This is a genomic window from Accumulibacter sp., from assembly GCF_023806635.1.
Lineage (GTDB): Bacteria > Pseudomonadota > Gammaproteobacteria > Burkholderiales > Rhodocyclaceae > Accumulibacter.
Window position 1 is genome coordinate 1 of record NZ_JAMTDQ010000050.1, and the last position, 22,456, is coordinate 22,456.

Here is a 22,456-nt window from a genome sequence, read left to right on the forward strand (position 1 = left end):
TTTTGGCTATGACAGAAACCTCATCCTGTTTGGTTCCGGCTTCGCCGGCTTAGGTTTTTTCCAGCAGTTGGGCGCATGCGTTTCCTGCCGGCATGGCGTGATGGAAGTTGAGCCTTCCGGCGCCGACCAACGACGGGATCGCCCGCCAAGGGGGGCAGGAAAGCGGCAACCTGATGCTGGCGGCAGCGATGCGGCGGTCGCCACCAGTCGGTCGCTGCTGGGTTGGGGGAGCCGGGTGGTCGGGTTTGCCCGGCATGCCACGGGGTCTTCGCAGCATGCCGGGGACCGACCCTCGGGCGGAGCAGTCGATCAGGCGATCAACGCGAAGTCGGCATGGCCGAGCAGCGGATGGGTGTCGATGCCGATCAGCGCGATGGCGACCGCGGCGCCGCTGCCGTTGCCGTCGGCGTCGTAGTAAAGGTCACCGGTGGTCGTGTTGTAGATGAGGCGGTCGCTCGCGTCGTGTGCCCGCGTGACGCCAGCGCCCGACCAGAACTGCTCGCTGCTCAGTCCACCCGGAACTCCGCCGAGGGCGCGAAAAACGGCCAGGCTCAGCTCGATCTGGTCGCTGCCCGGCAGGAAGTCGGTCAGCAGGTCGCGGTTGCTGGTCGCGCTGAGCGCCTGGTCGAGGACGAAGCGGTCGGCGCCGGCGCCGCCGGTCAGGCTGTCGTTGCCCGTGCCGCCGAGCAGTCGGTCGTTGCCGTCGCCACCGAGCAGCCGGTCGGCGCCGCCGCCGCCGTTGAGCGTGTCGGCGTGGCTGGTGCCGCTGAGGATATTGGCGCCGGCGTTGCCCAGGATCGACAGCGCATTGTCCACCAGCGCGGCATCGACGTTGAGCGCCACCGTGCCGCTGCTGACTGCCGTCTGACCCAGCCCGCTGCCAATGACCACCCGCTCGATGCCGCGGTCGTCGGCGAACAGCGTCAGCGTGCTGGCGGTGGTCGCCGCGAAACGGAGCTCGTCGCTGCCGCTCCTGCCGCTGTCGGCGATCTCCGCTGCCGGATGCTCGCTCGCCGCAGCGATCAGATAGAGGTCCGATCCCTCGCCGCCATCGAGTACGTCGATGCCCGCCTTGCCGTCGAGCACGTTGTTGCCGGCGTTGCCGCGCAGCGTGTTGGCGAGGGCGTTGCCGGTGGCGCCGAGATGGTCGCTGCCGACGAGGACGAGGTTCTCGACGAAGTTGCCGAGTGTCCAGCTGACGCTGCTGCGAACGGTGTCGTTGCCGCCGCTGTCGACCGGGCTGCTGGCTGTCGCCGTTTCGAAGACCTTGTCGGCGAGGTTGTCGACGACGTAGGTGTCATCACCGGCACCGCCGAACACCGTGTCGGCGCCAAGACCACCGTCCAGGAGATTGGCGCCGCCGTTGCCGGTCAGCATGTTGTTCAGCGCGTTGCCGGTGCCGCTGAGGTCAGCGGATCCGAGCAGCCGGAGGTTTTCGAGGTTGGCTCCCAGCGTCCAGGAGGAACTCGTTTCGATGGTGTCGATCTCGCTCGCCAGCGTCGAGGTCTCGCTGACCGAATCGCTGGCATCGGCGACGTAGACGTCGTTGCCCGCGCCGCCGATCAGGGTGTCGCTGCCGCCACCGCCGATCAGCCGGTCGGCGCCAGCGCCGCCGTCGATGCGGTCGGCGTAGGCGGTGCCGGTGAGGACGTTGGCGCCGGCGTTGCCGGTGATCGACAGCGCATTGCCGACCAGCGATGCGTCGACATTCACGGCGCTGGTACCGCTGGCGTTGACGATCTCGCCGACGCCAGTGCCGATCACCACCCGCTCGATGCCGCTGTCGCCTGCAAACAGGGTCAGCGTGCCGGTAGTCGCCGCGAAACGGACCTCGTCACAGCCGCTCGAGCCGCTGTCGGCGATCTCGGCGGCCGGATGATCGCTCGCCGCAGCGATCAGATAGATGTCCGCACCCTCGCCACCGTCGAGCAGGTCGATACCCGCCTTGCCGTCGACGACGTTGCTGCCGGCGTTGCCGCGCAGCGTGTTGGCGAGTGCGTTGCCGGTGGCGCCGAAGTTGCCGCTGCCGCCGAGCACGAGATTCTCGACGAAGTTGCCGAGCGTCCAGCTGACGGTGCTTTCGACCGTGTCGATCCCGCCGGCATCGACAAGGCTGCTGGCGCCCGTCGTTTCGAAGACCGTGTCGCCTGCGTTGTCGACGACGTAGGTATCGTTGCCGGCGCCGCCGAACATCGTGTCGGCGCCAGCGCCGCCGTCGATGCGGTTGGCGCCAGCGTTGCCGGTCAGGACGTTGTTCAGCGAGTTGCCGCTGGCCAACAGGTCGCCGCTGCCGAAAAGCACGAGATTCTCGAGGTTGGCGGCGAGCGTCCAGCTGACGCTGCTGATCACCGTGTCGATCTCGCTCGCCAGCGTCGCGGTTTCGATGATGGCGTCGGCGGCGTCGTCGACGACGTAGGTATCGCCACCGCTGCCGCCAGTCAGCGTGTCGACCCCGGCGCCGCCGTCGAGCCGGTTGGCGAGGGCGTTCCCGGTCAGCACGTTGGCCAGATCGTTGCCGATCAGGTTGTTGGCGAAGCTGCCGACGACGCTGGCGTTCTCGACATGGGCGCCAAGGACGAAAGTGGCGCCACTGATGTTGATCGCCACGAGGACGCTGTCGCTGCCCGCGCTGGCTTCCTCGGTGACCACGTCGGCGATGTGGTCGACGAGATAGAGGTCGTCGCCGTCGCCACCGACGAGCTGATCGGCACCACCTTGACCGTCGAGCGTGTCGTTGCCGGCGGCGCCCTCGAGCCGGTTGCCCTGGGCGTTGCCGCGGAGCAGGTTGGCGGTGCCGTTGCCGATCACGGTGAACGGCCCGTTGCCGCGCAGTTCGACGTTCTCGATATGGGCGAGGGCGCCCGTCAGGCTGATGGTTTGCGGCGCCGAGCTGGAGTAGACGATGCGCAAGCCGTCGTTGCCTTCGCCGGCGCTCTCGCTGACGTTGGCCAGTTCGGCCGCGGCGTCGAGGACAAAGGTGTCGTCGCCGGCGCCACCGGTGAAGGTGTCAACGCCGGCCTGGCCGTCGAGGACGTTGTTGCCGCTGTTGCCGCCCAGACGGTTGGCCAGGGTGTTGCCGGTGCCGTTGATGCTTGCCGCACCGGTCAATAGCAGTTCCTCCAGGTTGCTGCCGAGCACGAAGCTCACTGACGAGCAGACCCGGTCGGTGCCGCCGGTCGTGCTGCTTTCGATGACTACGTCGCCGGCGTCGTCGACGACGTAGTTGTCGTTGCCGGTGCCCCCATTCATCAGGTCGGCACCGGTGCCGCCATCGAGGTGGTCGTTGCCGGCATCGCCGGAAAGGGTGTCGGCACCGCCGAGCCCGTAGAGTTCGTCGTTGCCCGGCGTTCCGGTGAGCTGGCTGCCGCTGTCGTCGCCGCTCAGCGTCTGGCCGGCGAAGGTCGCGGCCTGCAGCGTATAGCTGCCGGTGCCGCCACGGGCGTCGCGGGCGAGCAGGTAGTAGGTACCGCTGCTGCTGACGGCATGGATGATCTGCGCGTTGCCGCTGCCGGCAGCGGCGTTGTCGTTGCTGGCGATCGCCGACGACAGGCTGGTCGTGGTGGTCGGGCCATGCAGCGACAGGTACGCGTCCACCGCCGATCCCGGAGCCTGGAGATCGAAGACGTAGGTCGTTCCGGCGCTGAGGCTGACGGCGAACAGGTCGCTGTCGGAGGTACGCTCGAGCCAGCCGGTCAGCGGGCCGCCGCCGACGGTCAAGGCGCCGGCAGTCGCAGGCGTGGCGCCGTAGTCGTCGCTGTTCGCCGCGTCGTCGTTGAGGATGATGCCGGTGGCGCTCGATGTCCTGAAACCGAGGCCCGAAGACAGGTTGGACAGGGTCACGACGAAGGATTCGTTGGCTTCGACCACGCGGTCGCCCTGCACCGTGACCGAGATCGTCTTCTCGGTCTCGCCGATCGCGAAGGTGATGCTGCCCGAGGTCGCGCCGGAGAAGTCGGTCGCCGGACTGACCGGCGCGGTGCCCGTGCCCTGCAGGTTCCAGTTGAGTGTCTGCACCGACGAACTGGCGGTGTTCAGCTTCACCCTGTAGGTGAAGACCGTCGTGCCGCTGTGGCCTTCAAGCTGTTGGGCGATGTCGGCGCTGATCGATACCAGTGAGCGCAGCGAGCCGCCGCCGAGGAGCTCGCTGACCGACTTGCTGCCGTCGGCAAAGACGAAGATCTCCATCTCGCGAATCGTATCCGAGCCGCTGACAGTGCTGTAGAAGTTGAAGCCGACGTTCTCCGCATAGGTGTAAGTGTAGCTGCCATAGCTGCCGCCGAAGACGACGCTGTCGTTGCCGTCGCCGCCGTCGAGCAGGTCGTCGCCGAGGCTGGCGACCAGGATGTCGTCGCCGTCGCCGCCGAACAGGCTGTCGTTGCCGGCGCCGCCATCGAGCCGGTTGGCCAGCGCGTTGCCGCTGATCTGGTCTGCCGCCGAGCCGCCGACGGCGTTCTCGATGAAGCACGAGTAGGCGATGGCGATGTTGTTGGTCATGCTGTTGCCGGACGAGAACGAGCCCGGTGCCAGATTGATCGTGCAGTTCGTGTCCCAGCCACTGAGGTTGAGCGTGTCGACGCCGCCGGCGTCGTAGATCGTCAGGATCGGGTTCGCGTTGAGGGCGAAGTCGAAGATCGCCGCCATCGAGCCGCCGACGTTGCTGCCGAAGCCGTAGACCGTGTCGCCGCTGCGGGTGGTCGTGTCGGCGCCGTAGATCGTCTGGATGGCGAGGACGTCGTTGAGCATCGGCGTCTGTGGCGAATAGGTGCGGCCGTCGCGACCGACCCAGTCGGCCCAGGCGATCTGGCTGCTGCTGCCGCGGCCGGTGTTGGGGCCGAAGTACGACATCACCGAGTACACCTGGCTGTCCTGGAACGAGGACGGCGTCCAGTTGCCCGTGCCGTTGTAGTCGCCCATGTGGTCGAGGCCGAGCGCGTGTCCGAGTTCGTGCACATAGACCTGGAAGGAATACTGGCCGACCTGCGGCGACATCAGATCGGCATAGGCGCGGTTGAACCAGACGCTGCCGATCGACGGATAGTAGGCATGCGCGTAGCTGACCCCGGTGCTCGAGGTGCCGATCTCGATGTTCGAGTTGCCGGCGGTGGTGCGTACGAGGTTCGGCGCGATGAGGTCGTCCCAGGTCTGCAGCGCCCGCTCGGCGGCTGCCTGCTGCGTCGCATTGAGGCCGACGAAACCGGGCAGCTCATTGTTGCCGCCGTACATGCCGGAGGCCGTCGTCGGAAAAGCGTAGGTGATGGTCGACCCGCTCCAGCGGTAGCCGGAGATCAGCTGGTCCAGGATCTGCTGTTGGGTCCACGATGCGAGTGCCATATCGACTCCCTCTGCCGCGTGGACGCAAAGCTGGGGGAGGCACTCGATCAGCGCAAAGGGCGCGCGCCATTCGGGCAACCCGGCCACCCTTCCGAGCCATTGTGGCAACTCGGGGTAGGGTCCGTGGCTTTGCGTCCGGAGGTTTCCCTCCGTTTGCCATTGACAGGGTGCAGGTACCGACCACGATGGCCAGACTCGCACCCACCGAAAAACGACCTCACTCTAGTCCAGCGGTGGCAGAAAGTCAAGCGGAATCGGGAACGAAACACGGCCAATCCGTGTCGGAATTCACGTTTGCCTGACTGCGGGCCGCGGTTGCCGGCAGCTGGTGTCAAGCGCGACCCTGGCGCGAGACCGCTGCGTGCTTTGAGCAAGCCCGGCAGCTCGCTATAATGCACGGCAGCCGGGCGGGTAATCCGGGACCTCACCCTCGTGGCCGGCCGGATGGTGGTTGCCTTGTGGCTTGCCGGTGTTCGACACCCTTCCTGAATCGAGATGCGGATCCTGCTTTGCAATGATGATGGCTATTTCGCACCAGGAATCGAACACCTGGCGCGGGCGCTGGGCGATGTCGCGGAGATTACCGTCGTGGCGCCCGAGCGCGACCGCAGCGGTGCCAGCAACTCGCTGACGCTCGATCGCCCGCTGTCGCTGAAGCAGGCGGCGAACGGGTTCTACTACGTCAACGGGACGCCGACCGACTGTGTCCATCTGGCGGTCACCGGCATGCTCGAACAACTGCCGGACATGGTGATCTCGGGCATCAACATCGGCGCCAACATGGGTGACGACACGATCTATTCGGGCACCGTTGCCGCCGCCACCGAGGGTTTCCTGCTCGGCGTGCCGTCGCTGGCGGTTTCGCTGTGCAGCAAGGCCGGCGGTCATTTTGCGACCGCCGCCCGGGTCACGCGCGAACTGGTCCTGCTGCTGCAGCGGCAGCCGCTGCGTGCGCCGGTGCTGCTCAACGTCAACGTTCCCGACGTCAGCCATGAGGAACTGGCAGGCATCGTCGTCACACGCCTCGGCAAGCGCCACAAGGCGGAGCCGGTGGTGCGCACGATCTCGCCGCGCAACGAGACGGTCTTCTGGGTCGGTGCTGCCGGCGAGGCACAGGATGCCGGCGAGGGCACCGATTTTTTCGCCGTGCAGAACAACCAGGTGTCGCTGACGCCGTTGCAGATCGACCTCACGCACACGGCCCAACTGTCGCTGGTGCGCTCGTGGCTGGCGCAGTGAGCGGGGCGGCCGCCGGTTTCGGAATGACCTCGCAGCGCACGCGCACGCGCATGATCGAGCGCCTGCGCGAACAGGGAATCGCCGATGAGGAGGTGCTGGCGGCGATTGCCGCCGTGCCGCGACATGTCTTCGTCGAAGAGGCGCTGGCGTCGCGCGCCTACGAGGACACGGCACTTCCCCTGGGCTATTCGCAGACCATTTCGCAGCCCTATGTCGTGGCGCGGATGATCGAGGCGCTGCGTGCCGGCCGGCAGAAACTCGGCAAGACCCTCGATATCGGCGCCGGCTGTGGCTACCAGGCGGCGGTTCTGGCGCAGTTGACCGACGAGGTCTATGCGGTCGAGCGGATCGGGCCGCTGCTCGCCAAGGCGCGGGCCAACCTGCGCGCGATCGGCAAGTCCGAGATTCGCCTCAAGCATGCCGATGGACAGCTCGGTCTGGCGGAGGCGGCGCCCTTCGACACGATCATCGTCGCGGCGGCGGCGGCCCGCGTGCCACCGCCGCTGCTGCAACAGCTGGCGGAGAATGGCCGCCTCATCCTGCCGCTCGGTGCGAGTGCGCAGCAGCTGGTGCTGATCGAGCGAGGCCGCGAGGGCTTGCTCGAATCCCGCCTCGACGCCGTGCGCTTCGTTCCGCTCCTGTCGGGGGTCCAATGAAGGATCAGGTGCCTGTCCCAGTTCTTCCGATTCGTCTTCTGGCCGGCCTGCTGGCGGTGCCGTTCGTTCTGGCAGGCTGCGCCGGCAAGGGATCGGCGCCGGCCGAGGAGGCAGCGCGGGTGCCGGCGCGGCAGGCGGTTCCCGCGACAACGGGCAGCCGGGACGGCTACGTCGTCAAGCGGGGCGACACCCTGTATTCGATCGCGCTCGATCACGGGCTGGACTACCGTGAACTGGCTGGGTGGAACGGGATCGACAATCCGAACCGGATCCTGGTCGGTCAGGTGCTGCGCGTCCGGCCGCCCGGTGCGGCTCCTGCCGCCGAGGGCGTCGTCGTGCGGCCGATTGCCGCCGGCGCGGCGGTCGAACAGCGACCATTGACGGCGAGCCCGTCGCCGGCTGGCGAACAGCGTTCGCCGGCAGCGACGGCGGACCTGTTCAAGCGGGCGCCGCTGGCAGGCAAGGAGCCCTACTCGGAGCAGGCGCTGGCGCGTGCGCAGGCGCAGGCAGCTGAGCCGGCGGTGGCGGTCGCTCCCGTTGTGGCGAGGGCGGAAGCGAGGCCCGAGGCCAGGCCCGAGGTGAAGACCGAGATGAAGCCCGAGGCCAAAGCGGAGGCCAAAGCGGAGGCCAGGCCGGAGGCGAAGGCTGACAACGAGGCCCGTAGCGGTGACGCTTCCGGCAATGAAGATGTCAGCTGGATGTGGCCGGCGAACGGCAAGCTGGTCGCCACCTTCAGCGAGGGCGGTAACAAGGGAATCGACATCGCTGGCAAGGCTGGCGACAGTGTCGTGGCAGCCGGTAGCGGCAAGGTCGTTTACAGTGGCACCGGCTTGCGCGGCTATGGCAAGCTGGTGATCGTCAAGCACAACAACACTTTCCTGACCGCCTACGCGCACAACCAGAACGTGCTGGTCAAGGAGGGCCAGTCGGTGGGCAAGGGACAGAAGATCGCCGAGATGGGCAATACCGACGCCGACCAGGTCAAGTTGCACTTCGAGATCCGGCGCCAGGGCAAGCCGGTCGACCCGCTGAAGCTCCTGCCCGGACGCTGACGATGCCCGCTCCCTACGACGCCGGGTTGGACCCTTTCGCCGACGAGATCGAGGCGGGCGAGTGGGCCGTTGACGAACCCGATCCGGTACCCGAAGGCATCGATTCGCTGCCGTCACCCGAGGCCGAACTGCTCAACGACGTGACGCAGCATTACCTCAATGAGATCGGCGCCAAGCCGCTGTTTTCGCCGGCCGAGGAGGCCGCCTGGGCGCGCCGGGCGCGCGCCGGGGATTTCCTCGCGCGGCAGAAGATGATCGAGCACAACCTGCGGTTGGTGGTCAACATCGCCAAGCATTACCTGAACCGTGGTCTGCCGCTGCTCGACATGATCGAGGAGGGGAATCTCGGCCTGATCCACGCCATCGAGAAGTTCGATCCCGAGCGCGGCTTTCGCTTCTCGACCTATGCGACCTGGTGGATCAGGCAGGGCATCGAGCGCGCGATCATGAACCAGTCGCGGACGATCCGCCTGCCGGTACACGTGGTCAAGGAGATCAACCTCGTCCTGCGGGCGATTCGCCATCTCGAGGTCGCCAGCGGTCGCGACATCTGCATCGACCAGATCGCCCACCTGATCGATCGGACGGGTGACGAGGTGCGGCGGGTGATGGCGCTGAACGAGCGGATCGCGTCGCTCGATGCGCCGCTGCAGGTCGATCCCAGCCGAACGATCGGCGACGTGATTCCCGACGAGCAGTTGCTCGAACCCGACGAGCTGCTGCAGGCCAACGAGATCGGCGATCTGCTGGTGCGCTGGCTGGCGCAGCTGGGTGACAAGCAGCGGGAGGTGCTGCAGCGTCGCTACGGTCTCGGCGGAAGCGAGCCCTGCACGCTCGAGGAGATCGCCCTCGACATGAACCTGACGCGCGAGCGGGTGCGCCAGATCCAGATCGAAGCCATCGATCAGTTGCGGCGCATTATCCGCCGCGGCGGCGGCACGGCCGACAACCTGCTCTGACGGGGGCGGGCGGCGGCAGTCGCGGCGCCTGCCATCACGGGCTGCGCGTGCCGGCCGGCCGGTTTGCCCGGGCGGGGTAGCCGGCGGCGTCGAGCAGGGAATTCCATCTGGCGGCGTCGAAACCGCGCAGGAACTGGCGGCCGATGGTGACGCTGGGAAAGGCCGCTTCGCTACCGAGCAAGCGGCCGAGGTCGGCGAATTCCTCCTCACTGCTGAGTGCCTTCTCCGTGAATGGAACCTCGCGCTGCCTGAGCAGCTCACGCGCGTCCTGGCAGTCCTTTCCACAGCGCTCGGTGGTGTAGAGCACGACGGGAAACTTCTCGCTCGCCTGGCGCACGGCATAGGGGAGGGGTCGCTCCTCGCTGCTGCTGGCGCTCGTCGTGGATCGGCTGACGTTCCTCGCGCCTGGCGGAGGCGGCATGTCGGAGATGACCGTGCCGCCGGTGACCGGGTCGACCCAGCGATAGGTGATCGTCTCGGCGCCGGCGCTGGTCAGCAGCAGCCAGAGCAGGGACAGGGCAAGAAGGAAGCGGCTGCCGCCGCGGATTGTCGGTGTGCGCATGCGCTTGCTCCCTCGCCGTTCAGGTCGCGACCATTCCGCAGTGACGCAGCAGTGCGTCGACCTGCGGCTCGCGGCCGCGGAAGGCACGGAAGCTGTCGATCGCCGGCCGGCTGCCGCCAACCGCCAGGATCTCGCGCAGGAAGCGCTCGCCGGTCCTCCGGTCGAATGGGTTTTCGGCTTCTTCGAAGGCGCCGTAACAGTCGGCCGAAAGGACCTCGGCCCACTTGTAGCTGTAGTAACCGGCGGCGTAGCCGCCGGCAAAGATGTGCGAGAAGCCGTTCGGGAAGCGGTGCCATGGCGGCGGCTCGAGAACGGCGACTTCGCGCCGCACTTCGGCAAGCAGTTCGAGCACGCTGCGCTCGCCGGCCGGATCGAAGTCGCTGTGCAGCAGCAGGTCGAAGAGCGAGAACTCGACCTGCCGCAGCATCTGCATGCCGCTCTGGAAATTCCTCGCCGCCAGCATCTTGTCGAACAGCGCGCGCGGCAGGCTTTCGCCGCTGTCGATGTGGGCGGTCATCCCTTCCAGGACGGTCCACTCCCAGCAGTAGTTTTCCATGAACTGCGAGGGCAGCTCGACGGCGTCCCATTCGACGCCGTGGATTCCCGCAACGCCCGCTTCGTCGACCTGCGTCAACAGGTGGTGCAGACCATGGCCGGTCTCGTGGAACAGGGTGCTGACTTCGTCGTGGGTGAAGATCGCCGGTCGCGGCTTTCCGTCCCTCTCGCCGACCGGTCGCGAGAAGTTGCAGTTGAGGTAGGCGACCGGCTTCTGGATGGCGTCGCTGCTGCCATCCGACGACTGGCGGCCAGTGCGGCGGCGGCCGATTGCTTCGTCCATCCAGGCGCCGCCGCGTTTCGTCTCGCGCGCGTAGAGATCGAGGTAGAACTGCCCGACGAGCTCGCCGGCCGCGTTCTCGATGCGGAAGAAGCGGACATCCTCGTGCCAGACTGGCGCCCGGTCGGGCCGCAGGCGGACGTCGAACAGACTCTCGATGACCGAGAACAGGCCGGCAAGAACCCTGTCTTCGGTGAAGTACTGCTTCACCTCCTGCTCGGAGAAGGCGTAGCGCGCCTGCAGCAGCTTTTCCGAGACGTAGGCGACATCCCAGGCTTCCATCGTCGGCAGGCCGAGTTCGCTGCTCGCGAAGGCACGCAGGTCGGCGACGTCCCTTTCCGCGAAAGGCCGTGCCCTGGTCGCCAGGTCGCGCAGGAAGGCGAGGATCTGGGTGACCGACTCGGCCATCTTGGGCACCAGCGAGACCTCGGCAAAGCTGCCGTAGCCAAGCATCCCGGCCTGCTCATGACGCAGTTCGAGAATCCGCCGGATCAGCGGCGTATTGTCGAGCTCGGCGGGGCCGGACTCGGCGGCACGTGTGGCATAGGCACGGTACATCGCGGCGCGCAGGCGCCGGCTGTCGGCGTACTGCATCACCGGCAGGTAGGAGGGCATGTGCAGGGTGAACTTCCAGCCGCTGCTGCCGTCGCGCTCGGCGGCTTCGCGCGCCGCCTGGAGCACGTCGTCGGGCAAGCCGGCCAGTTCGCTGGTGTCGGTAACCAGTTCGCTGAAGGCGTTGGTCGCGTCGAGCAGGTTCTCGGAGAAGCGCGCCGCCAGCTGTGCCAGTTCTTCGCTGATTTCCTGGAAGCGCGGCTTGCTCGCCGCCGGCAGCTCGGCTCCCGCCAGGCGAAAGTCGCGCACCTCGTGCTCGACGACCCGCTGCTGTGCCGGCGACAGCATGGCGAACTCGCTGCCGGCGGCGATCGTCCGGTACTTGTCGAAGAGTTGCAGGTTCTGGCCGACCTCGGCGTAGAAGCGCGACACTTCGGGCAGCATCCGGTTGTAGGCGTCGCGCCATGCTGGCACGTCGTTGACCGAGTGCACATGGCCGACGATTCCCCAGGCGCGCGACAGCTGCTCGAAACCGTCGGCCAGCGGCGCGGCGAAATCCGTCCACGTGGCGGCGACGGCAGCGGACGCGAGTCGGTCGACCAGGCTGCGGCAGCGGGCGAGCAACTCGGTGATCGCCGGCTGCACATCGTCCGGCGACAGCAGATCGAAACGCGGCAGGCCGGAAAGATCGAGCAGCGGGTTGTCCTGCAGGTTGTGGTGGTCGTTCATGCTGTGTTTCCAGGTGGGAAGAGGGCTTTACCGGCGCCGGCGGCCGGCGCCAGTGAGGCTGCCGGCTATTGTACCCGGTCGCGATGGGCGCGCCACGTCGCCGGGCCGAGCGGCGCCTGGTGAAGCGAATCTGCGCTCCCCTGTCCGCACGATGGCATGCAAGTTGCTCTCGTTCGCCTGTCTTCACTCAGGAGCAGCGGGACATGTTTCAGAAGACCACGAGGTCGGCCAAGGGATTCACCCTGATCGAGTTGATGATCGTCGTCGCGATCATAGGCATTCTGGCCGCCATCGCGGTGCCTCGTTTCTCCGAGTTCGTCGCCAAGGGGGAGGACAAGGCGGCGCAGACCGACGCGCGCAATCTCCTGATGGCAGCCACGATCGCGAGTTCGACGCAGTAGCAGCGTTCCGGGCCGCGCCGAGAAAGTGCGTGCAGAGCGACCGCGGCACTCGGCTGGGAAGCGTCAGGCTGACGATTTCGGGCAGTCGGGTGACGCGGATGGGCAACCGGGATCGACTTTTTTTGACGGTAACGTGTTCCCCCTGAGCAGCTCGGTTTCGTCCATCGGCGGCCGCAAGAAACTCGAACCGGTCAAGGAAGGTTCCGGGCATGTTCAGCCGGATGGGACGAGAGCCTTGCTGGCGCCGGGCGGCCCACGGCGGTGAGGCCGTTGCCTATTCCAACAAGTCGCGATAGGCGTGCCAAGTTGCGTGCCCGAGCAGCGGCATGAGGACGACGAGGCCGAAGAACAGGGTGAGGAAGCCCAGCGCCGTCAGGACGACGACGGTTGCGCCCCAGACGAGCATCGGCAACAGGTTGGCGTCGACGGCGCGCAGGCTGGTGCGGATGGCGGTGCCGACGGTCACCGGCCGGTCGAGCAGCATGGGGACCGAGACGACGGTCAGCGAAAACACCAGCAGCGCCTGGATTCCCCCGGCGAGTATCCAGATCAGCAGCAGGTCGCGGTGCTCGACCGAGAGGTGGATCTCGGCCAGCAGGGCCAGCAGGTCGGGAGCGATGCCGGGTGCCAGGAAAGCGAAGAGGAAGCTGGAGATGCGTTCCCAGGCGAGGCCGAAGAATCCGAGCAGCAGTCCCAGCTTGGCCAGTTCGATGGCGTTGCGTCGACCGCCGGCGAGCGAGCCGATGAAGGTCGACTTCTGGCCACTTTCCAGGCGCCGGCTGATCTCGTAGAGGCCACCGGCGAGCAGCGGCGCGACGAGGAAGAAGCCCGAGGTGGCGACGATGAAGATCTGTCCGTTGCGCCAAGCGAAGATGGTGATCAGGTCGCCGGCGATCGCGAACAGCAGGCCATAGGCCAGGCTGGCGATCGGGTTGGCGAGCAGATCGCGCCAACCCGCGGCGAGCCAGGCCCATGGCCGGCCGATGCCGACGCTGCGTACGGCAGGTACCGGATCATGGTGCTCGGTTGTCGGGCTTGTCTCCACACGCATGCGCACTCCTTCTGCGAGAGGGGCGCGGACCGCGGCGATGCACGGTGCGCCCGGCGGTCGATCAGTCGATGAATGTTTCGCCGGTGAGCCGTTCGCAGGCTTCGACGTAGCGGGCGCGCGTGCCGGCGAGCACCTCGGCCGGCAGGCGGGGGCCAGGCGCCCGCTTGTTCCAGGCCAGGGTCTGCAGGTAATCGCGCACGTACTGCTTGTCGAAGGAAGGCGGGCTGAAGCCCTCGCGATGGGCGTCGGCTGGCCAGAAGCGTGACGAGTCCGGAGTCAGGGCCTCGTCGATCAGGTGCAGTACACCGCCGGCGTCGAGTCCGAACTCGAACTTGGTGTCGGCGATGATGATGCCGCGCGCGGCTGCGTGCGCGGCGGCGGCAGTGTACAGCGCGACGGCTGCCTGCCGTGCCTGCCCGGCGACCTCCTCGCCGCTGCGTCCGCTGGCCGGCAGCAGGTCGGCGAGCGCACGCGCGCATTCGGCAGCAGCGCGTTCGAACGCGATGTTCTCGTCGTGATCGCCGATCGCCGCCTTCGTCGCCGGCGTGAAGATCGGCTGCGGCAGGCGGCTGGCGAGTTGCAGGCCGGCGGGCAGGGCGATGCCGCAGACGGCGCCGCTCGTCTGGTAATCCTGCCAGCCGGAGCCGATCAGGTAGCCCCGCACCACCGCCTCGATCGGCAGTGGTCGCAGCCGCTTGACGACCAGCGCACGCCCGCGCACCTGCCAGCGTTCGTCGGCAGCGACGACCGACTCCGGGTCGATGCCGGTGAGCTGGTTGGGAATGATCGCCGCGAGGCGGTCGAACCAGAAGCGGGCGAGGCGCGTCAGCACGCGGCCCTTGTCAGGCACCGGGTCGGGGAGGACGACATCGAAGGCCGAAAGGCGGTCGCTGGTGACGATCAACAGACGGTCGCTGCCGACGGCGTAGATGTCGCGCACCTTGCCGCGGCCGAGCAGCGGCAGACTGGTGATGCTCGATTCGAACAGGGCTGCGCTCACGTTCTTGTTCCGGGGGCGGCGATGGCGGGAGAGACGGTCGAAGCCCGCGATTATAGGGCAGAAAGCGCGCGGCCCGGCGGCCGCCGCAGCGCTGCCGCGGCGCTCCTCAATGCGCGGCGTCTTCCCTTTGCTGCAGCCGCCGGCGCAGGCGGCGGATGCCGAGCAGGGCGCAGGCTGCGATCGGCGGAATCGACGTCGCGGTTGCCAGTTCGGGCGAGATCCACGGCAGCAGGTGCGCGCCACCCTTGGCGAGATAATGCACCAGTTGCGAGGCGTAGTAGGTGATGGCGACCACCGACAGTCCCTCGACGGTCTCCTGCAACCGCAACTGCAGGTGGGCGCGCCGGTTCATCTGCGTCAACAGCTGCTGGTTCTGCCTTTCGACCTCGACGTCCACGCGCGTGCGCAGCAGCTGGCTGGTGCGCGCCAGTCGGTCCGACAGCTCGTCCTGCCGGCTGGCCATCGCCTTGCAGGTCTGCATGGCCGGCAGCAGTCGACGCTGCATGATTTCGTGAAAGCCTGGACAGCCGCTGACGCGCGTTTCGCGCAGTTCGCTGATGCGCTGCATCACCAGCTGGTGATAGGCGCGGGCGGCGCCAAAGCGGAAGGTGGTGCGCGCCAGCGAATGCTCGACCTTTGCCGCCAGTCGCGTCAGCTCGCCGAGAACCCGGCTCTCGTCGCTCGGCGAGCTGGCTTCGCCGATGTGGTCGACCATCGTCGCCAGTTCCTCTTCGGCGTCGTGCATCCAGGCGCCGATCTCCCGCGCCACCGGCAGCGCCAGCAGTGCCAGCAGGCGATAGGTCTCGATCTCGAGCAGGCGCTGTACCGTGCGTCCCGCCTGGCGTGGGGTCAGCGACTGGTCGAGGACGAGAAACGTCGTCGCGCCCTGGTCGAGCATGAAATCGGTGAAAACCCAGGCAGCCTGGTCGGCAACCTGGGCTGCGATCATCTGCCGACCGGTAGGGGAAAGGTTGGCGGTGACCGATTGCGGTGAGACTTCGTTCACCGATCGCAGCTCGACGTGGGTGGCGACGATCAGTCGTCCGGGTATCCCTTGCAGGTACGCGCGCGGCAGCAGGTCGAGCGCGCGGGTGGCTGCCGCCGTCTCGCCGATGGCGGCCGGCGAGCAGAATACCGTGTGGCAGGAGAACTCCGTGTGCCGCTCCCAGCGTACGATGAAGCCGGCACCGGCGAACAGGATCGAGTCGTCCGAGCCGCTCAGCCGGCTCATGCCGGCTTGACGGGCGGCGTCGCCGAGACGCTGGCCTTCGCCGGCGAGCGAGGCGGCATCGTGGGTGAACGCGAGGTGCGAGACGAGAACCGGCGCCACAAGGGGGGGCGCCGGGCGGGCATGGAACTCGTCGCTGAGCAGCTCGCGCAGCGGGTGCTGCGCGAGGCCGGCAAGTGGCTGCTCGGGCTGCGGTGCCATCGGTCAGGAAGCGGCTGCGGCGCTCGCGAGCGCCGCAGCCGCTGCTTGCTCGATCAGACGACGATCTGCTTCAGCTCGCCGCTGCGGTAGCGTTCGGCCATCCGGTCGAGCGGGATGACCTTGATCCGGCTCGCCTGACCGGCGGTGCCGAAGGCCTCGTAACGCGCGCGGCAGATCTTCTTCGCCGCCTCGCGGGCCGGCTTGAGGTAGTCGCGCGGGTCGAACTTGGCTGGGTTCTCGGCGAAATAGCGGCGAATCGCGCCGGTCATCGCCAGGCGGATGTCGGTGTCGATGTTGACCTTGCGCACACCGTGCTTGATGCCGGTGACGATCTCTTCGACCGGCACGCCGTAGGTCTCCTTCATGTCGCCGCCGAACTGGCGAATCTCCTCGAGCAGTTCCTGCGGTACCGACGACGAGCCGTGCATCACCAGATGGCAGTTCGGGATGCGCTGGTTGATCTCGCGGATGCGGTCGATCGCCAGGATGTCGCCGGTCGGCTTCTTGGTGAACTTGTAGGCACCGTGCGAGGTGCCGATGGCGATCGCCAGTGCGTCGCACTGCGTCTGCCTGACGAAATCGGCGGCCTGTTCGACGTCGGTCAGCAGTTGCTCGCGGGTCATGGTGCCTTCGGCGCCGTGCCCGTCCTCCTTGTCGCCGCGCATCGTTTCGAGCGATCCCAGGACGCCCAGTTCACCTTCGACCGAGACGCCGATGGCATGGGCGAATTCGACCACCTTGCTGGTGACCTCGACGTTGTACTCGTAGGAGGCGACGCTCTTGCCGTCGGCCATCAGCGAGCCGTCCATCATGACCGACGAAAAGCCGGAGCGGATGGCGGACATGCAGACAGCGGGCGACTGGCCATGGTCCTGGTGCATGACGATCGGGATGTGCGGATAGGCTTCGAGTGCCGCGAGAATCTGGTGGCGAAGGAAGGGCTCGCCGGCATACTTGCGGGCGCCGGCGGAGGCCTGCATGATCACCGGCGCGTCGACCTCGGTGGCGGCTTCCATGATCGCCCACACCTGTTCCATGTTGTTGACGTTGAAAGCGGGCAGACCATAGCCGTTCTCGGCTGCGTGGTCGAGCAATTGGCGCATCGATACGATTGGCATGATTGTCATCTCCAAGTGTTGCCCGCCGTGGCGGGCGGAGCAAGCCGCCTGTGCGGCCTGCCGGAAAGGATGGTCCGCGCGGAGCGAGCAGATGATGCCGGAGGAAGTTCGCTGCTCCCCTCAGACCTGGTAAGCCTGTCGATCGCCGACACGGACGATCTTCAGTGTGTTGGTGCTGCCGCTGCTGCCCATCGGGTCGCCGGCAGTGAGGACGATGAAGTCGCCCTTCTCGACGATGCCGGCGCTGGTCAGCAGTTCCTCGGCATCGTGCAGCAGTTCGTCGCGGGTGCTCGGTCGCTGCGTCATGAACAGCGGATAGACCGCGCGGTACAGGCACATCCGGGTCAGCGCTTCGGGGCGCGGGGTCAGTGCGTAGACCGGGACGCCACAGTTGAGGCGGCTCATCCAGAGCGCCGTCGCGCCGGATTCAGTGAGCGCGGCAATCGCCTTGACCTTGAGATGGTGCGCCGTCCAGATCGCGGCCAGCGAAATCGTCTGGTCGATGCGCGTGAACACCTGATTGAGGAAGGCGCTGTCGAGAGTGACCTCGGCCGATCGCTCGGCGGCCTGGCAGATCCTGGTCATCGCTTCGACGGTCTCGACCGGATACCTGCCCGAAGCCGTCTCGGCCGAGAGCATCACGGCATCGGTGCCATCGAGGACGGCGTTGGCGACGTCCGAAACCTCGGCCCGCGTCGGTGTCGGCGCGAGGATCATTGACTCCATCATCTGCGTCGCGGTGATCGCCAGCTTGTTCTTCTCCCGCGCCAGCTGGATCATCCGCTTCTGCAGTGCCGGTACGGCCGCATCGCCCACTTCGACCGCCAAGTCACCGCGCGCGACCATGATGCCGTCCGACGAGGCGATGATCTCGTCGAGCGCCGCCACGGCTTCGACCCGTTCGATCTTGGCGATGGTCGCCGCCTGGCCGCCGGCGGCGTGGATCAACTGCTTCGCCATGTACATGTCGGCGGCACTCTTGGGAAACGACACGGCGACGAAATCGACACCGATGCTTGCCGCCGTACGGATGTCGTCCATGTCCTTGGCAGTCAGTGCCGGTGCCGACAGGCCGCCGCCCTGGCGGTTGATTCCCTTGTTGTTGGAGAGTTCGCCGCCGTGACGAACGCTGGTGAAGATCTCGCTGCCGATCACCCGCTCGACGTCGAGGACGATGCGCCCATCGTCGAGCAGGAGGACGCTGCCGGCGGAGACGTCGCGCGTCAGGTCCTTGTAGTCGAGACCGACGCGCTCGCCGTCGCCCAGCTCGCAGCGCGAGTCGAGGATGAAACGGGCGCCCTGTTCAAGCCAGATCTTGCCCTCGGCGAACTTGCCGACGCGGATCTTCGGCCCCTGCAGGTCGGCGAGGATGCCGACCGGCCGTTGCACGCGTGCCGCCACTTCACGCACCATCTGCGCACGCGCGATATGGTCGTCGGCGGTGCCATGCGAAAAATTGAGGCGCACGACATCGACGCCGGCGCGAATCATCCGTTCGAGCACCTCGCTGCTCGACGACGCCGGACCGAGTGTGGCAACGATCTTGGTATCTCGTGACATTCTTCTTCTGCGGTTGAAATTGGTCGGCTGCAGCCAGCGGGGCGCCCGCAGGCGCCCCTTGTCACTCGCTCAGCGAGTCATCACCCGGACCATTTCGAGCACCTTGCACGAGTAGCCCCACTCGTTGTCGTACCACGAGACGATCTTGACGAAGGTCCCGTCGAGCGCCATCCCGGCTTCGGCATCGAACACCGAAGTGCAGCTCTCGCCGCGGAAGTCGGTCGCCACGACCTTCTCGTTGGTGTAGCCGAGTACGCCCTTCATCGGCCCCTCGGAAGCGGCCTTCATGGCGGCGCAGATCTGCTCGTAGGTGGCCTCGTTGCTCAGTTCACAGGTCAGGTCGACGACCGACACGTCCGAGGTCGGAACGCGGAAAGCCATGCCGGTGAGCTTCTTGTTGAGCTCGGGGATGACCTTGCCGACAGCCTTGGCAGCGCCGGTCGAGGACGGGATGATGTTCTCGAGGATGCCACGGCCACCGCGCCAGTCCTTGTTCGACGGGCCATCGACGGTCTTCTGGGTGGCGGTGGCCGCATGCACGGTGGTCATCAGGCCACGCTTGATGCCCCAGTTGTCGTTGAGGACCTTGGCCACCGGTGCCAGGCAGTTGGTCGTGCACGAAGCGTTCGAGATGATCGTCTGCCCGGCGTAGGTCTGGTCGTTGACGCCGAACACGAACATCGGCGTGTCGTCCTTGCTCGGGGCGCTCTGGATGACCTTCCTGGCGCCGGCGGCGATGTGCTTCTGGCAGGTGTCGAGGGTCAGGAAGAGGCCGGTCGACTCGACGACGACGTCGGCGCCGACTTCGTTCCACTTCAGCTCGGCGGGATCCTTGACGGCGGTCAGGCGGATTCTCTTGCCATTGACCACCAGCGTGTTGCCGTCGACCGAAATGTCACCGTCGAAGCGGCGGTGGACCGAGTCGTACTTCAGCATGTACGCCAGATAGTCGGGCTCGAGCAGGTCGTTGATGCCGACCACCTCGATGTCCGGAAAGTTCTTGACGGCGGCGCGGAAAACCATGCGGCCGATACGACCAAAGCCATTGATGCCTACCTTGATAGTCATTGAAACGGTCTCCTTGAGAAATTACAGCAGTGATTTCACGATCCTGACCACATTGGCCACGGTGAAACCGAAAGAGTCAAACAACTGGTCGGCGGGTGCCGACTCTCCAAATCGATCGATGCCGAGCACGGCACCGTCGAGTCCAACGTACTTGTACCAGAAGCCGCTCACGCCGGCTTCGATCGCCAGTCGCGGCACCGCTCGCGGCAGCACGGCGTCGCGATAGGCCGGCTCCTGGCGGTCGAAAACCTCGCAGCAGGGCAGCGAAACCACGCGCGCGGCGATGCCGTCCGCCGCCAGTGTCCGCTGCGCGTCGAGCGCCAGGTGAAGCTCCGAGCCGGTGGCGATCAGGATGACACGAGGCGCCGGGCAGTCCGCCAGCACGTAGCCGCCACGCCGGATCGTCGATGTGGCTGCGGCGCCGCTGACGAAGGGCAGGTTCTGCCGCGAGAGGGCGAGGATCGTCGGCCCGTCGCGGCGCTCGACGCCGGCCACCCAGGCGACCGCGGTCTCCGTGGCGTCGGCCGGCCGCCACACGTCGACCCCCGGGATCAGCCGCAGGCAGGCCAGATGCTCGATCGGCTGGTGCGTCGGTCCATCCTCGCCGAGGCCGATCGAATCGTGGGTATAGACCATGATCTGCCGCAGCCGCATCAGTGCCGCCATGCGGATGGCGTTGCGTGCGTAGTCGGAGAACACCAGGAAGGTGGCGGTGTAGGGAAGCAGCCCCGCGTGCAGCGCCAGGCCGTTGGCGATTGCCGTCATGGCAAACTCACGCACGCCGTAGTAGATGTAGTTGCCGCCCTGCTGACCCGTGATCGCCTGCGCGCCCGGCCACCAGGTCAGGTTCGAGCCAGTCAGGTCCGCCGAGCCACCGACCAGTTCCGGCAGGCACGGCGCCAGGGCCGTGATGGCGTTCTGCGAGGCCTTGCGCGTGGCGATGTTGCCGGCACGGGCGGCTTCGGCCAGGCAACCCGCAACTGCAGCCGGCCAGCTGGCCGGCAGTTCGCCCCGCATGCGGCGATCGAACTCGGCAGCCAGTTCGGGAAAGGCTTCTGCATAGGCGGCAAAACGCTCCTGCCAGTTGCTCTGGAAGAAGTTGCCGCGCACCCGGCCGTCCCACTGCGCGTAGACCTCGACGGGGATCTCGAAAGGCGCGTGCGGCCAGCCGAGGTGGGCGCGCGTCGCGGCAACTTCGGCGGCTCCCAGCGGTGCGCCGTGTGCGTCGTGGCTGCCAGCCTTGTTCGGCGCACCACAGCCGATCCGCGTCCGGCAGCAGATCAGCGTCGGCCGCTCGTCATCGCTGCGCGCTGCCAGCAGCGCCTCGTCGATCGCCTGCGTGTCATGGCCGTCGATGTCGGCGATCACCCGCCAGCCGTAGGCCTCGAAGCGCTGCCGGGTGTCGTCGGTGAACCAGCCCGCGACGTGGCCATCGATCGAAATGCCGTTGTCGTCGTAGATGGCGACCAGCTTGCCGAGCCCGAGGGTGCCGGCGAGCGAGCATGCCTCGTGCGAGATTCCCTCCATCAGGCAGCCATCGCCGACGAAGACGTAGGTCGCGTGGTCGACGATCTCGTGCCCGGGCCGGTTGAACTCGGCGGCGAGCATCCGTTCGGCGATCGCCATGCCGACCGCGTTGGCCAGCCCCTGCCCGAGCGGGCCGGTCGTCGTCTCGACGCCGGCAGTGTGCCCGACTTCGGGGTGGCCTGGTGTGCGCGAGCGGAACTGGCGGAACTTCTTCAGATCGTCGAGCGAAACGTCATAGCCGCTGAGGTGCAGCAGCGCATAGAGCAGCATCGAGCCATGGCCGTTCGAGAGGACGAAGCGGTCACGGTCGGGCCAGCCGGGATCGGCCGGGTTGTGGCGCAGGTGGCGACGCCAGAGCACTTCCGCGATTTCGGCCATCCCCATCGGCATCCCGGGGTGACCGGAGTTGGCCTGTTGCACCGCGTCCATGGCGAGGGCGCGGATGACGCTGGTCAGGGGGGAAAATTGTGTGGGCACGATGCTTCGCGAGTCCGGGACAGGAGGTTGAATCGCATGTGCGGATTATCCGCCAAAAGCGGCACTATTGCCACCTTCCTGTCCGCATGCGACGGCCAGGCCGGGGCTGCTGCGGCAGTGATGCGGGTGATCGCGGTGGCTCGCGCCGCGCAGCATCCGGCCTGTGTCGGGAGCGGCACCGAAAACCGGCAGCGCTGCCGGCGAACGCAACCCTCGTGCAGCGCGGGTGCCTCGGCGAACTGGCAGCGCGCCGCCTTGCGCCGGTCGTGACGTGCTGCCGCCGCCCGCACCAGGCGGGCTGCGCGACCGTCAGGACTGCGCGTCCGGCATCGCCTCGATCTGCTGCCGCAGGGCAGCCGCCTGCTGCCGCCCGGCCTCGTCGCCGAGCACCACACAGGCTTCGTCCACCGCCGCCAGCACCTCGAGCGCCGGCGTGAACGCCTGCCTCCTGGCCAGGACCTGCGCGTAAAGCGGCCCGACGGCCGCGAGCCCGTCGGCAATGCCTAACCGGGCGGCGATGTCGTAGGCCTGGCGGAGGCTCTCGAAAATGGCCACGAAGCCTTCCACGCTCTGCTGCTCGTTCCTCGCCAGACGTAGTGAAGCGATCCGGAAGTGCGTCACCGCCTTCTCGCGCACATCGCCGAGCTTTTCAAAGACCGGCAGCTGGTCTTCGAGCCGGATGCGCAGCGCCTCGTCGAGCTGCCCGCGCGCCTGCAGGATGTCGGCAATCCTGCCCTGCGTCACCGCCTTCTCGCGCACGGCGCCGAGCTTTTCAAAGACCGGCAGCTGTTCTTCGAGCCGGATGCGCAGCGCCTCGTCGAGCTGCCCGCGCGCCTGCAGGATGTCGGCAATCCTGCCCTGCGTCACCGCCTTCGAGCGCACATCGCCGAGCTTTTCATAGACCGGCAGC

At 67.2% G+C, this 22,456-nt stretch carries 15 protein-coding genes, 1 pseudogene and 1 riboswitch; of the genes and pseudogenes, 5 read left to right on the top strand and 11 right to left on the bottom strand.

Translation table 11 applies throughout. The features are described 5' to 3' along the window. Positions 1 to 309 precede the first annotated feature (309 nt). Positions 310 to 5,331, bottom strand: coding sequence for a M10 family metallopeptidase C-terminal domain-containing protein (locus tag NFW30_RS10070; RefSeq protein ID WP_295349830.1), 5,022 nt, complete (start codon positions 5,329 to 5,331; stop codon positions 310 to 312). 70 nt (positions 5,332 to 5,401) lie between these two features. Continuing rightward, a riboswitch (cyclic di-GMP riboswitch) is annotated at positions 5,402 to 5,499 on the bottom strand. A 327-nt stretch (positions 5,500 to 5,826) separates the two neighbouring features. Between NFW30_RS10070 and surE the strand changes: the two genes are divergently transcribed. From surE to rpoS, 4 genes are read left to right on the top strand one after another with little or no spacing between them, the layout of a single operon-like run. Continuing rightward, positions 5,827 to 6,570, top strand: coding sequence for a 5'/3'-nucleotidase SurE (gene surE / locus NFW30_RS10075; protein WP_295349828.1), 744 nt, complete (start codon positions 5,827 to 5,829; stop codon positions 6,568 to 6,570). 23 nt (positions 6,571 to 6,593) lie between these two features. Next, complete coding sequence (locus NFW30_RS10080; protein WP_295349826.1) at positions 6,594 to 7,226, top strand: protein-L-isoaspartate(D-aspartate) O-methyltransferase; 633 nt, start codon at positions 6,594 to 6,596, stop codon at positions 7,224 to 7,226. An 8-nt stretch (positions 7,227 to 7,234) separates the two neighbouring features. Continuing rightward, the gene (locus tag NFW30_RS10085) at positions 7,235 to 8,278 is read left to right on the top strand and encodes a peptidoglycan DD-metalloendopeptidase family protein (RefSeq protein ID WP_295349824.1); all 1,044 of its coding nucleotides are present in this window, start codon (positions 7,235 to 7,237) and stop codon (positions 8,276 to 8,278) included. A 2-nt stretch (positions 8,279 to 8,280) separates the two neighbouring features. Further along, positions 8,281 to 9,237 carry an RNA polymerase sigma factor RpoS gene (rpoS, locus tag NFW30_RS10090; RefSeq protein WP_295349822.1) on the top strand — a complete coding sequence of 319 codons (957 nt, stop codon included), beginning with the start codon at positions 8,281 to 8,283 and terminating at the stop codon, positions 9,235 to 9,237. Positions 9,238 to 9,271: 34 nt separating this feature from the next. Here rpoS and NFW30_RS10095 read toward each other — a convergent pair whose 3' ends face one another. After that, positions 9,272 to 9,799 (bottom strand): glutaredoxin family protein, encoded by a 528-nt coding sequence (locus tag NFW30_RS10095; protein WP_295349820.1) that lies wholly within the window; start codon positions 9,797 to 9,799, stop codon positions 9,272 to 9,274. A 19-nt stretch (positions 9,800 to 9,818) separates the two neighbouring features. Then, the gene (locus NFW30_RS10100) at positions 9,819 to 11,915 is read right to left on the bottom strand and encodes a M3 family metallopeptidase (protein WP_295349819.1); all 2,097 of its coding nucleotides are present in this window, start codon (positions 11,913 to 11,915) and stop codon (positions 9,819 to 9,821) included. A 203-nt stretch (positions 11,916 to 12,118) separates the two neighbouring features. Between NFW30_RS10100 and NFW30_RS10105 the strand changes: the two genes are divergently transcribed. Then, on the top strand, positions 12,119 to 12,316 hold the full coding sequence (locus NFW30_RS10105) for a prepilin-type N-terminal cleavage/methylation domain-containing protein (protein ID WP_295349818.1): 198 nt from the start codon (positions 12,119 to 12,121) through the stop codon (positions 12,314 to 12,316). A 274-nt stretch (positions 12,317 to 12,590) separates the two neighbouring features. Here the strand turns inward: NFW30_RS10105 and NFW30_RS10110 are convergent, their stop codons facing one another. The 8 genes and pseudogenes from NFW30_RS10110 to NFW30_RS10145 all read right to left on the bottom strand — a co-directional run. Next, positions 12,591 to 13,367 (bottom strand): DUF2189 domain-containing protein, encoded by a 777-nt coding sequence (locus tag NFW30_RS10110; RefSeq protein ID WP_295349817.1) that lies wholly within the window; start codon positions 13,365 to 13,367, stop codon positions 12,591 to 12,593. 61 nt (positions 13,368 to 13,428) lie between these two features. Continuing rightward, complete coding sequence (locus NFW30_RS10115) at positions 13,429 to 14,367, bottom strand: phosphoribosylaminoimidazolesuccinocarboxamide synthase (RefSeq protein ID WP_295349816.1); 939 nt, start codon at positions 14,365 to 14,367, stop codon at positions 13,429 to 13,431. Between the two features lie 106 nt (positions 14,368 to 14,473). Further along, on the bottom strand, positions 14,474 to 15,796 hold the full coding sequence (locus NFW30_RS10120; protein ID WP_295349814.1) for a DUF3422 domain-containing protein: 1,323 nt from the start codon (positions 15,794 to 15,796) through the stop codon (positions 14,474 to 14,476). Between the two features lie 53 nt (positions 15,797 to 15,849). Then, the gene (gene fba / locus NFW30_RS10125; protein ID WP_295349813.1) at positions 15,850 to 16,914 is read right to left on the bottom strand and encodes a class II fructose-bisphosphate aldolase; all 1,065 of its coding nucleotides are present in this window, start codon (positions 16,912 to 16,914) and stop codon (positions 15,850 to 15,852) included. Positions 16,915 to 17,034: 120 nt separating this feature from the next. Continuing rightward, positions 17,035 to 18,474: a pyruvate kinase gene (gene pyk / locus NFW30_RS10130; protein ID WP_295349812.1), complete on the bottom strand. Its 1,440-nt coding sequence runs from the start codon at positions 18,472 to 18,474 to the stop codon at positions 17,035 to 17,037. 69 nt (positions 18,475 to 18,543) lie between these two features. Beyond that, positions 18,544 to 19,542: a type I glyceraldehyde-3-phosphate dehydrogenase gene (gene gap / locus NFW30_RS10135; RefSeq protein ID WP_295349811.1), complete on the bottom strand. Its 999-nt coding sequence runs from the start codon at positions 19,540 to 19,542 to the stop codon at positions 18,544 to 18,546. Between the two features lie 21 nt (positions 19,543 to 19,563). Further along, positions 19,564 to 21,546, bottom strand: coding sequence for a transketolase (gene tkt / locus NFW30_RS10140; protein ID WP_295349810.1), 1,983 nt, complete (start codon positions 21,544 to 21,546; stop codon positions 19,564 to 19,566). A 309-nt stretch (positions 21,547 to 21,855) separates the two neighbouring features. After that, positions 21,856 to 22,456, bottom strand: a pseudogene (locus NFW30_RS10145) (hypothetical protein); the annotation flags it as partial.